Annotated in this window: 13 protein-coding genes; 6 read left to right on the top strand and 7 right to left on the bottom strand. The window is 59.8% G+C overall.

The window, feature by feature from the left end; translation table 11 throughout:
• From BGO89_04020 to BGO89_04000, 5 genes are read left to right on the top strand one after another with little or no spacing between them, the layout of a single operon-like run.
• A complete protein-coding gene (locus tag BGO89_04020) occupies positions 1-579 on the top strand; it encodes a hypothetical protein (protein OJX60745.1) in 579 nt (192 codons plus the stop codon).
• A complete protein-coding gene (locus BGO89_04015) occupies positions 576-1,070 on the top strand; it encodes a hypothetical protein (protein OJX60744.1) in 495 nt (164 codons plus the stop codon). Before BGO89_04020 ends, BGO89_04015 begins: the two co-directional genes overlap by 4 nt.
• Positions 1,071-1,074: 4 nt before the next feature.
• Positions 1,075-2,319, top strand: a complete 1,245-nt coding sequence (locus tag BGO89_04010) for a hypothetical protein (GenBank protein OJX60964.1) — start codon at positions 1,075-1,077, stop codon at positions 2,317-2,319.
• On the top strand, positions 2,316-3,002 hold the full coding sequence (locus tag BGO89_04005; protein OJX60743.1) for a hypothetical protein: 687 nt from the start codon (positions 2,316-2,318) through the stop codon (positions 3,000-3,002). The genes BGO89_04010 and BGO89_04005 overlap by 4 nt, the downstream gene beginning before the upstream one ends.
• Positions 2,999-3,775 (top strand): hypothetical protein, encoded by a 777-nt coding sequence (locus tag BGO89_04000; GenBank protein ID OJX60742.1) that lies wholly within the window; start codon positions 2,999-3,001, stop codon positions 3,773-3,775. Before BGO89_04005 ends, BGO89_04000 begins: the two co-directional genes overlap by 4 nt.
• Positions 3,776-3,812: 37 nt before the next feature.
• Here BGO89_04000 and BGO89_03995 read toward each other — a convergent pair whose 3' ends face one another.
• Entirely contained in the window at positions 3,813-4,196 is a 384-nt protein-coding gene (locus BGO89_03995; protein OJX60963.1) for a hypothetical protein, read from the bottom strand.
• Positions 4,197-4,482: 286 nt separating this feature from the next.
• On the opposite strand from BGO89_03995, the gene BGO89_03990 reads away from it, so the two are divergent.
• On the top strand, positions 4,483-4,980 hold the full coding sequence (locus BGO89_03990) for a damage-inducible protein DinB (protein OJX60741.1): 498 nt from the start codon (positions 4,483-4,485) through the stop codon (positions 4,978-4,980).
• 299 nt (positions 4,981-5,279) lie between these two features.
• On the opposite strand, the gene BGO89_03985 is transcribed toward BGO89_03990, so the two are convergent.
• From BGO89_03985 to BGO89_03960, 6 genes are all read right to left on the bottom strand, one after another.
• Complete coding sequence (locus tag BGO89_03985; GenBank protein OJX60740.1) at positions 5,280-5,597, bottom strand: QacE family quaternary ammonium compound efflux SMR transporter; 318 nt, start codon at positions 5,595-5,597, stop codon at positions 5,280-5,282.
• 215 nt (positions 5,598-5,812) lie between these two features.
• Positions 5,813-6,781, bottom strand: coding sequence for a hypothetical protein (locus BGO89_03980; protein ID OJX60739.1), 969 nt, complete (start codon positions 6,779-6,781; stop codon positions 5,813-5,815).
• Between the two features lie 39 nt (positions 6,782-6,820).
• The gene (locus BGO89_03975; GenBank protein OJX60738.1) at positions 6,821-7,921 is read right to left on the bottom strand and encodes a 23S rRNA (adenine(2503)-C(2))-methyltransferase; all 1,101 of its coding nucleotides are present in this window, start codon (positions 7,919-7,921) and stop codon (positions 6,821-6,823) included.
• Between the two features lie 17 nt (positions 7,922-7,938).
• Positions 7,939-9,084: a hypothetical protein gene (locus BGO89_03970; protein OJX60737.1), complete on the bottom strand. Its 1,146-nt coding sequence runs from the start codon at positions 9,082-9,084 to the stop codon at positions 7,939-7,941.
• Entirely contained in the window at positions 9,074-9,763 is a 690-nt protein-coding gene (locus BGO89_03965) for a hypothetical protein (GenBank protein ID OJX60736.1), read from the bottom strand. Before BGO89_03965 ends, BGO89_03970 begins: the two co-directional genes overlap by 11 nt.
• A gap of 43 nt (positions 9,764-9,806) precedes the next feature.
• Complete coding sequence (locus BGO89_03960) at positions 9,807-10,526, bottom strand: hypothetical protein (GenBank protein ID OJX60735.1); 720 nt, start codon at positions 10,524-10,526, stop codon at positions 9,807-9,809.
• Positions 10,527-10,658: the final 132 nt, after the last annotated feature.

Here is a 10,658-nt window from a genome sequence, read left to right as displayed (position 1 = left end):
ATGAAGTCCACATCACGATTTCTCGCGGTCGTCGGCACTCTCCTCCCCCTTGCCCTCTTCTTCCTTCCAATGTGGCGCATCGATCTCGGTGCGCCACAGTATCCGCCACCCGGATTGGGCATCCGCATCCATATCGATCGCGTAGAGGGTGCTGAACCGAACGATCTCGCGAACATCAACAATCTCAACCACTACATCGGCATGAAGCGGATCGAACCGGACGCGATACCGGAGCTCGACATCATGCCATGGGTCGTCGGCGTGATGTCGGCCCTCGGAGTCGTCGTGGGCCTGTTCGGCAGACGACGGCTCCTGGTGGCCTGGATCGTTCTCATGGCCATCGCGGGCGGCATAGGACTCTACGACTTCTACAAATGGGAGTACGACTATGGCCACGATCTCGATCCTCATGCCATCATCAAGATCGAAGGCATGAACTATCAACCGCCGCTCATCGGTACGAAGGTGCTCCTGAACTTCACCGCCACGTCCTTGCCGGACACGGGATTCTACGTGATGTCGGTCGGTGTCGTACTGGTTGCCGTCTCCGTCTATACATCACGACCACGGAAGTCATGAAAGCCACGATCATGAACATCTGCAGCCTGCCACTCCGTGCCTGTGCCTTCCTCATGATCCTGACCGGTCTGGTCATCGTCACCGGATGCAGCTCGCCCGAGCCCCGTGCGGTTTCCTACGGACAGGAAGACTGTGCTTCGTGCAGGATGCGCATCACTGATCGCAAGTTCGCCGCGGAACTCGTTACCGTAACGGGCAAGACATACGTCTTCGATGCGCCGGAATGCATGCTCGGCTTCGTCCGCACGGGTACGACGGTACGGACCGACGACGTGCATTCACTGTGGGTGACGGACTTCGTCCATCCCGGAACGCTGATCGATGCGAAGATGGCCCACTACCTCGAAAGCGAGATGATCCATTCGCCGATGGGGATGAATACCGCGGCATTCGGCACCGCCTCGGATCGCGACCGTGCGGCCCTGAGTTTTCCGGGCACCTCGAGGGACTACGATGCCGTCTACGAGCTTGCGGCAGACTATGCAGAGTAAGGACATGATACACCGCATCCCGCATCTGCTTCGGATCGTGACGGGTATGCTCATTCTCGTTCAGACCGCATTCGCGGACCTGCATATCGCGACGCCATCACGGTTGGACGATGTCCTTGCGACGGCCCGTGCACACGATACCGTCATCATCGATGGTCTTCATCGCGGGTCGTCGTTCCGGGTCACCAGGCCACTCGTCATCATCGGCCACAAGGCCATCGTCGATGCAGAAGGTCGCGGAGGGAGCGTCTTCACGATCTCGTCGGACAGTGTGGAGATACGTAACGTCACGATCCGGAACGTACGCGTCGACTACACCGAGGACAATGCCGCGATCAAGCTCGACGCCGTTCGCCACGTCGTCGTGGCATCGTGTACGGTCGACAACGGATTCTTCGGCATCTACCTTTCCCGCTCACGTGACTGTACGATAACGGGCAATGTCCTTCGATCCCGATCCCGCGACGAGTCGTCGTCGGGCAACGGCATCCATCTGTGGACGTCGGTGAACATCTCCATCACGGACAATCACTGCGAGGGTTGGCGCGATGGTATCTACTTCGAATTCGTTCACCGCGGGACCGTCCGCAACAACACCAGCACGAACAACGTCCGCTACGGACTGCACTTCATGTTCAGCGATTCGTGCACCTACGCAGACAACGCCTTCCTCCGTAACGGAGCGGGCGTCGCCGTCATGTTCACGCGGTGGATACTGATGGAGCGCAACAGGTTCGCCGACAACTGGGGCGCAGCGTCGTACGGACTCCTCCTGAAGGAGATCACCGACTGCCATCTTCGGGACTGCGTCTTCGAGGGTAACAGCATCGGTATCCATGCCGAAGGGTCGATGAGGATGCTCGTGGAATCGACGCGATTCATCGGCAACGGATATGCCGTCCGGATCCTCGGCAACTGCACGGACAACACCGTTACGACCTGCGAGTTCGACGGAAACACCTTCGACGTGACGACGAACACGTCCTCGTCGCTGAACGACTTCGACGGAAACTACTGGTCCGCATACCGCGGCTACGATCTCGATCGGGACGGCACAGGTGACGTAGCGCACACACCGGTTCGCCTCTATGCCTACCTCGTCGAGTCCATACCCTCATCGATTCTCCTGATGCACTCCACCTTCATCGACGTGCTCGACGTCATCGAACGCATGCTGCCATCGATCACACCGCGGAACCTCATCGACCGGCGTCCCTTGATGATCCCGTACCGAAGGGCGGGGACATGATTCCAGGCACGGAGGCTCTCGTCAAACGATTCGGCCCGCTCACCGTCCTCGACGGTATCACGACCGAATTCCAGCCATCATCGGTGACGGCCATCGTCGGACCGAACGGAAGCGGAAAGTCCACGTTCATGAAGTGTGCCGTATCGCTCGTCACACCGACGTCCGGACGTGTCTATGGATTCGACCGGGAACGTATCGGCGCCATGGCACAGACGGGACGCTATCCCGACAATCTGACTCCGACGGACATCTTCCGTCTGGTACGGAACATCAGACGCAGCCCTGTCCCCCATCTGAACGAACTCATCGATGTCTTCGACCTCGGGCCGCATGTCGACAAGGCCATGCGAACACTCTCGGGAGGAACCCGGCAGAAGGTAGGCGCCGTCATCGCACTGATGGACGACGTGGACATCCTGCTTCTCGACGAGCCGACGGCCGGGCTCGACCCCGTCGCCGCTTCGCGGCTCAAGGACATCGTCGCAACGCGCCGCAATCGCGGAGCGACCGTCCTCGTGACATCGCATATCCTTTCGGACCTCCAGGAACTCGCGGACAGGCTTCTCTTCCTCCTCGACGGAAGAATCGTCCATGATGGAAGCATCGACGCCGTGCTACAGGCGACGCAACGTCCGACGCTCGAGCGTGCCGTCGCCGAACTCATGACGCGAGGTTCCGTATGACGTTCACGTTGTTACGGGCAGTCCTCACGGATTCGTTGCGAAGCCGTTGGGTGATCGTCTATGCCGTCTTCTTCGCCCTGGTCACCGAGGGTCTGCTTTACTTCACGTCGGGTGAAGCGCGAGTCACGATCGGCCTCATGAACGTCGTTCTCCTGCTCCTGCCCCTCGGGTCCATCATCTTCGGCACGATGCACATTCACGACAGTCGCGATTTTCTCGAGCTCGTCCTCGTTCAACCCGTGAAGCGCACTGCCGTGTACCATGCCTTGTGGCTCGGAGTGGTGTTGCCCTTCCTTGCGGCCTTCACCCTCGGCACGGCCGTTCCGATGGCGATTCACGGCAAGCTCTTCGCCCCGATATCGCTCGTCGTCCTTCTTGCGGGCAATCTCGTCACGATGGTCTTCTTCGCCATCGCCTACGTCGTCGGTCTGGCCTTTCGTGAGAAGGCGACGGCCATGGGAGTCGGCTTCCTCGTCTGGCTGCTTCTCGGTGTGGTATACGACGGTCTCATCCTTGCGACGACGGTCGCATTCACGAACTATCCCATGGAGGTTCCGACGGTCGTCATGATCACGGCGAATCCGATCGACCTCGCCCGCATCTTCATCATGCTGACCTTCGATCAGGCGGCCTTGCTCGGACAGACGGGAGCGGTGTTCCGGCAGTTCTACGGAAGCCTCCTCGGTTCGACCGTGGCGGTTCTCTGCCTGCTCCTCTGGATCGGCATACCGTATCTCATCGCACTGCGCATGTTCCGGCGGCGCGACTGGTAGGACACGAACCGCATCGTTCGACCGGCATACTTGTCCGTTACAGCTTCACCGACACCTTGAATACGATCTTCCTGACCGCTACGTCCGGCGGCTGTGGCGCATGGGCGTCGTTCGGATGGAGCACGAGCGCGGTACCCGGCTCGAGAAGGATGAGACTCGACGGCATGTCGTCGTAGAGGATGATGTCGGAGTCGGCCGCGTAGTCGGCGCGGAGCATGGTGCACGTTTCCAGCGGACGCCACAGGACGGGAAAGGAGCCGGTGACGGCGAGCTGGACGTCGATGTAGGCACGATGCGCTTCGAGAGGATTGACGTCGTCCCTGGCCGAGTCGTCGGCGACGATGGCATAGAGTCTGTCGCCGTCGATATCATGGCGTCCGGCCTCCAGCGTTGTGAGGTCGTGCCCGCCGAGGAAGGTCAGGACCCGGTTCCACCAGGAAAGGTGGCCGAAGGCCGTCGTATCGGTAAGATGGGCGAGGATCATGGATGTACGGATGCTGATGTATCCATGCAAAGTACGTCCTGCCGGCGAGGCACGACGATTACATTTTCATCATGAGGCCAACCATTGGGGCCGTCCGATCGTCGCTGGAGGCAGGAATGGATTCCGCACCTGTCCCAACCCTCCTGCCATAGGGTTGTCAGTAGGTGTCGCGAACTTCGTAGCAGACAGTTCGATATCCACTATTTATCTGAAAGGGCCGACGATGAACAGACTCGAACGATTCGCACTCGAAATGGAACGCGAAGCCGAGATCACGCGCAAGATGCTTGACCGTGTACCGAATGACAAGTTCGACTGGCGTCCCCATCCGAAGAGCATGAACATCCGGGAACTTGCCGGCCATGTGGCCGAAATGCCCGGCTGGGTCTCCATGGTACTGACGACGGAAGAACTGGACTTCGCAACGAATCCGTATACGACCCCGGCCGTCAACAATACGGCCGAAGTCAAGGCCTATCATGAGAACTCCCTCAGCGATGCCCTGGCGCGCCTGAAGGAAGCGAAGGAATCGTCGCTCGAGGAAATGTGGACGATGCGCAATGGCGACACGATCTACGATCGTTCGAGCAAGGAAGACGTGATCCGCATGACTCTCAGCCAGACGATTCACCACCGCGCCCAGCTTGGCGTCTTCCTGCGTCTGCTCGACGTACCGATCCCCGGCAGCTACGGTCCGAGTGCCGACGATTCCGGCATGTAAGCGAACGATGCACGAAACGATCCGGTCGTCGCCCATCATATGAGCGGCGAATCACGGAAGACACACCGATGCTTCCCCGCTTTCACATCGTGCTGCATGTCCTCCACGCAAGGCGGCGCAGGTACCGCTACGGTAGCTGCGCCGCCGAGGCGTTTCGACAGGGTTCATGGCGATGCCGTCATCGGATGTGGATGGTATCCGACGATGTCGGCGGAAACCCTGCACACGAATAGCAGGCATATGATCGATGATCATACCTCTATGTCGTACACTACAGCATCATACGATGAACGCCACCGTCATCCGTGCGTCATCTTCAGACCGACGAGGCCACCGATGATGAGCGCTACGCACAGCATGCGCACGACCGTTACCGGTTCCTGGAAAAGGATGATTCCGAGAATGACGGTACCGACGGTACCGATGCCCGTCCATATCGCATAGGCGGTGCCCGCAGGCAGGGTCTTCATGGCGATGCCGAGAAGGACCATGCTGATGACGACGGACAGGACGGTGAGGATGGTAGGCAGGGGCTTCGTGAAACCGTCGGTGTACTTCATACCGATGGCGAAGCCGACTTCGAAGATGCCCGCAACGATGAGAATGAGCCAGGCCATATTGCACCCAATATGGTAGGTGGGGCCGTCCCCAGTGTGCGAAGGAGCGGTAGGGTCGTCCCTACTTCCATGACTGACTCCGAAGATACGGGATCGTATCGGAACGGGTAGAATGACGTCGAGCGCCGGACATCGGGAACGTCATCCGTCCGATGAATTCGACGACGGCAGAAACAGGAGTCATCCCGCCGATGAACGTGCGGCGAACCGTTCGCTCAGAATGGCGTCCATGCGAAGGCCACGGTAGGAACCACGGCAGGGGCCGTGAGGACGGTCATTCCGAAGTCCATGGAGAATGCGGTGTTGGCGAGGCGCAGCCCCAGATAGAGTGCCGTGTTGCTGGGACGTGTGATGTCGGCATTCCAGAGCTCGCCTACGACGTGGATGTCGTGTCTGTCCTCGATACGTGAGTCCAGACCGAGGCCGACACCGATCTTGCCCGATGCATAGGTGAGGTTGAAGGGGTCGATGATCCGTCCCGCATGGAAGGTATAGACGTCGGGTCCGGCCACCTTGGCGAACATCATGGTGGTGACGCTCGAGCGCTTGCCCGTGAACGTGGCCACAGCGAAGATGTTGGCGAGGAAGTTCGCATCGTTGAGCCATCCCGCTGCCATGCCGACGGCATAGTACTGCTTGCCACCTTCGACGATACCGTTGTCCCCCGCATAGACGGTAGCCTTGGCCGTGACGGCCGACACCTGCTGATCGAACGGAATGCCTGGCACCGCCGTTCTTCCCGCCGTGATACTGACGACGTCACCGATACCGACGCCACCGTAGAGGAAGAGCAGTTCCCAGAGACCGAGGAAGTGATCCTTGCCGATGGGTTCCGCGGTGGGCATGATGTAGAGCCGGTGGTGTTGCCGGTATGAACGCTCCTGCGTACCGATCCATGCGATCTGGTGCAGATAGACCTTGGCGCGACCGATCTCCGTACCGAGACGGATGAACGTACCTTCGGCATCGTTGGCGATCTCGCGGACGGGGCCGGAAAGGAGGTCTCCGTTGTGGAGCCGGACGAAATAGACGACCTCTTCGGCGATATCGATGTCGTCCACGAGGTCGATGATGGCCTGGTCGACACTGTCACGATGCACCTGGGCGTACGCCGTGGCATGCAGGGATAGCAGGAAGAGGACGATCGATACGACGACGGCAAGCTTACGCACTCGATTCTCCATGTTCTCGGCAAAGTGATGTGGCGCCGCCGGCCTGTCGTATCAGGCTACCGACGAGAAGGCCAGTTGTCCGCATGCAGCATCGATATCCAGGCCGCTGGACGAACGGATGAGCACTCGTGCCCCTTCCTGACGCAACCCATCGATGAACCACTGGAACCGACGCGGCGACGTCGGCCGTAGTGTGGCTGCGAAGCCCGTCGGGTTCGTGAAGTCGATTTCGTGAAACGGTATGACGTTGATCTTGGACGGAATACGTCGTGCGATCTTGGCCAGGCGTTTCACGTCCTCCTCCGTGTCGTTCACGCCATCGAAAAGGATGTATTCGTAGGTCACGCTCTTCCGTGTCTTGCGGTAATAGTATTCTATAGCGTCCATCAGTTCCGTCAGGCGGAACTTGCGCGCGATGGGCATGAGCTGCTCACGCACGCCTTGCGTGGTGGCGTGCAGTGACACGGCGAGCTTGATGATCCGTTCTTCGTCGGCCATGCGGATGATGCCGGGAACCACGCCGGCGGTCGACAAGGTAGTACGCCGCGGCGCCACCATGTCGTTGCGCTGGTCGTTGAAGATCTCGACGGCCTTCATCACGTTGTCGTAGTTGTTCATGGGTTCGCCCATTCCCATGAAGACGATGTTCGTGATCTTCTTCGGACTATACCGTTCGGCCTGCAGGAACTGATCCACGATCTCGCCCGGAGAAAGATTGCGCGTGAGCTTGAGCGAAGCCGTCGCGCAGAACTTGCAGCCGAGGTTGCATCCCACCTGCGTGCTGATGCACAACGTACGACGTCGCGGATGACCGTCCTCTTCCACGAGCTCGCTCGGTATCAGTACGCTTTCCACGGCGCGGCCGTCGACGAGGTCGAAGAGGAATTTCTTCGTGCCGTCGTCCGATTCCTGCATGGTATCGAGGGTGACACTGCGCGAACGCAGTTCGGAAGAGAGCTTGTCCCGCAACGTCTGGGGCAGGATCGTCATGTCCTGCACATCGTCCACCCGTTGCCCGTACAGGGCCTCGTAGACCTGCTTGGCACGGTACTTCTTCTCGCCGATGGAAAGGAACATCGTCTCGAGGTCGGGAAGAGGAAGGCCTTTCAGTTCGGGAGGGCCGGGAAGGATGTCGCGTACGGGGGTTTTCATCCCACGAAAATACGACTTTAGCCAGCGGCCGTCACGAGGCGGGCCGCTTCCTCGCCCACCGTGCTTCCCAGGGCCACCCCCATGCCGTTGCAGCCGAAGGCCACGACGATGCGTGGATGGACGTGTTCGACGTGCGGACGCTTGTCGGCGGAAAAGCCCATGGTGCCGGCCCAGCGCCGCTCGATGACGTAGTCACGGCCGGGAAGGATGGTCCGGTCCAGCAGGCGCTCGAGCTGTTCCTGGACGACCGGCGTGACGTCCATGACCCTTGTGCGCTCGCCGTCGATGTCGAGGTTCCGGCCACCGCCGAACAGCACCCGCTCCCCGACACTCCGGAAGTAGTAGAACCCTGCGTCGAAATGGAACGATCCCCGGAACGGAAGACCCGGTACGGGACTCGTGACCAGGACCTGGCCACGTGCCGGAACGATGTCGAGGCCAATGCCCGGACAAAGGTCACCGATGCAGGCATTCGTGGCGACCACGACGTTTCCGGCCGCGATCGAACGCGGCCCGTATGCAGTCTCGATCGTGAGCCGTATCGAAGCCGGCTCGGATTCCCCATCGAGACTGGAAACCAGTGCTCCCGTGGCGACGTGGATTCCATGTTCGCGGGCGAGGCGTCCGAGAGTGGCGGCCATGCGGCCGCTATGGAGCGTGCCTTCGTGGGGAATGGCGACCAGGGCACGAACACCGTCGAACCCATACCGTGCGATCAGGTCGTCCCGACGTACGAAGGCAGGACCATGCAGCAGCGGTTCGAGCAGGGCATTCAGTTCGTCGATGCGATGCAGGCTCTCGTCGTCGGACATGAACAGTTCATGTCCACCATGCTGTTCGTATCCCAGTGCTTCGTCCGTGCATCGGCGGCGAAGAGCCGTAAGACCGTCGATACGTTTCCGCACGACGTCGATGGCATTGTCCTTGCCGCCCATCGCCGTGATGTCGTGCCACAGTTCGGACAACGAGCCGAAACATGCGAAGCCCGCATTACGTGTGGATGCACCGGTCGGAATCAGTCCACGTTCGAGGACGGCGATGCGGAACGAAGGATTCTGTTCGACGAGCGAAAGGGCCGTCGACATGCCGATGATGCCGCCGCCGATGACGGCGACATCATACGACATGAGATGATCCGCTTCCCAGTAGCTGTCACTGAACATTCCGTACGGGCGTCACGACCGACGCGCTGCGTGTGATGAAGCGTGCGCTGTGGACAGTAAGACTACGTCCGACGAGGGTGGGATTGTTGACGTCGAAGCCCGGAGGCACGAACTGTCCCTGCGTAGGAACGAAGTTGTCCGGCCATACTCCACGGAGCTTGCCGTTGAAGTAACCTTCGTAGCCGGTGATGGCGCCATTCGCGTCACGGCGCACCTTGGTGATGACCGTCGTGCCGGATACGGCGTAGAAGGCGCCGCCCTTCGTCGGTCCGGAATTCGGAGCCGTGACGTTGACGACGGCGCCGTCCGTCACGGTAGCGCTGAATCCACCGAAGTCTCCCATCGCCACCTGCGCCGTCTTCCAGGGATATTCTCCCGGCTCCGTCGGCAGCGTATGGAAGGCGATGCTGATGGATGCACCATTCTCGGTACCCGTGTATTGTCCGAACAGCCGGATACCACCATCCGTAACGGTATCGTTCACGAATTCGCGGCCGACCATCACGACGCTGTCACCCGACATGATTGCCTTGGCGCTCAGCATCCATTCGACCATCGTCGTATCGGACGTACTCCGCGGTACGCGGGTACTCAGCTCGAGGTCAGGATGAGGTCCCGTCGGTCCATCCTCGCATCCGGCAGTACCGAGAGCGAGCATACACACGGCGGCCAGCGTCAATCCAGTTCTTTTCATAGTCTTGGTTCCTTGTGTAGTTCGTTCGTTAGAAAGCGAGGTTGAAGAGATAGCTTGCACCGATGCTCACGCTGGCAGGAACCATGTTCTCCACGGTGGTGACGCCGGTCTTGGGGTATCCGAGCCTGTCGACGGCCGTTCCCATCGTATACTGACCATCATTATAAATTCCGCCAACGAAGTAGCGGGCCAGGATTTCGACGTTGAGTACGCCCAGATCGTTCTCCAGAACCTTGATCGCGCCACCGATACGGATATCGATGGCCGTCTTCAGCGTCGTCTTGTCCACGGTGAATTCCGGGCCGCCCGACGGTTCCATCGTGGCCTTCATCGGGATGTTAATACCGGCGCCGACGAGGAAACCGGCCAGGTTGATGGTGGGAGCGATCGTGAGGTAGCGATAGCGTTCGATGAAGTATCCGTTCCAGTTCGACTCGCCGCCGTAGAATTCGAACGGACGCATCCGGGTGCTGAACTGGGTCACGCCGACGTCGAGGCGGGCTCCGAGGCTCGTCTTCGAGCCGAAGGGGGCGTAGATGGCCACGCCGTAGCCGGGAAGGGCCATGAAGTCGGGGTTGACCTTCCGGCCTTCCGCGTTCACGGTATTGATACCTCCGCCCACGAAGTGGAGCGATGGACCGACTTTCAGGACGTAGTCCACGGACGGGGCCATCGTCATCCCGTCCTGGGCCAGGGCAGTCAGCCCCGTTACCGTCATCATGAATACGGTGGAAAGCAATTTGCGCATATTCCGCACCTGGATCGTTATTATAAGTGGATAGCAACAAGCGACTTGGGGGCAAAGATAATCATGTTGACCTTCCACGGAATCCGGATTGTAACGAATCAATCCTGCACGGATTCTTGGCCTACAACGCTC

It is taken from the genome of Candidatus Kapaibacterium thiocyanatum (genome assembly GCA_001899175.1).
Classification (GTDB): domain Bacteria; phylum Bacteroidota; class Ignavibacteria; order Kapaibacteriales; family Kapaibacteriaceae; genus Kapaibacterium; species Kapaibacterium thiocyanatum.
This window is presented reverse-complemented; position numbering and strand designations above follow the sequence as displayed.

Coding starts and splice junctions, on each gene's coding strand:
- BGO89_03985 (OJX60740.1), bottom strand. CDS start 5,597: ATGGCCTGGCTCATTCTCATCGTTGCGGGCATCTTCGAAGTCGGCTTC.
- BGO89_04015 (OJX60744.1), top strand. CDS start 576: ATGAAAGCCACGATCATGAACATCTGCAGCCTGCCACTCCGTGCCTGT.
- BGO89_03970 (OJX60737.1), bottom strand. CDS start 9,084: ATGTTCAGTGACAGCTACTGGGAAGCGGATCATCTCATGTCGTATGAT.
- BGO89_03980 (OJX60739.1), bottom strand. CDS start 6,781: ATGGAGAATCGAGTGCGTAAGCTTGCCGTCGTCGTATCGATCGTCCTC.
- BGO89_03960 (OJX60735.1), bottom strand. CDS start 10,526: ATGCGCAAATTGCTTTCCACCGTATTCATGATGACGGTAACGGGGCTG.
- BGO89_04010 (OJX60964.1), top strand. CDS start 1,075: ATGATACACCGCATCCCGCATCTGCTTCGGATCGTGACGGGTATGCTC.
- BGO89_04005 (OJX60743.1), top strand. CDS start 2,316: ATGATTCCAGGCACGGAGGCTCTCGTCAAACGATTCGGCCCGCTCACC.
- BGO89_04000 (OJX60742.1), top strand. CDS start 2,999: ATGACGTTCACGTTGTTACGGGCAGTCCTCACGGATTCGTTGCGAAGC.
- BGO89_03990 (OJX60741.1), top strand. CDS start 4,483: ATGAACAGACTCGAACGATTCGCACTCGAAATGGAACGCGAAGCCGAG.
- BGO89_03975 (OJX60738.1), bottom strand. CDS start 7,921: ATGAAAACCCCCGTACGCGACATCCTTCCCGGCCCTCCCGAACTGAAA.
- BGO89_04020 (OJX60745.1), top strand. CDS start 1: ATGAAGTCCACATCACGATTTCTCGCGGTCGTCGGCACTCTCCTCCCC.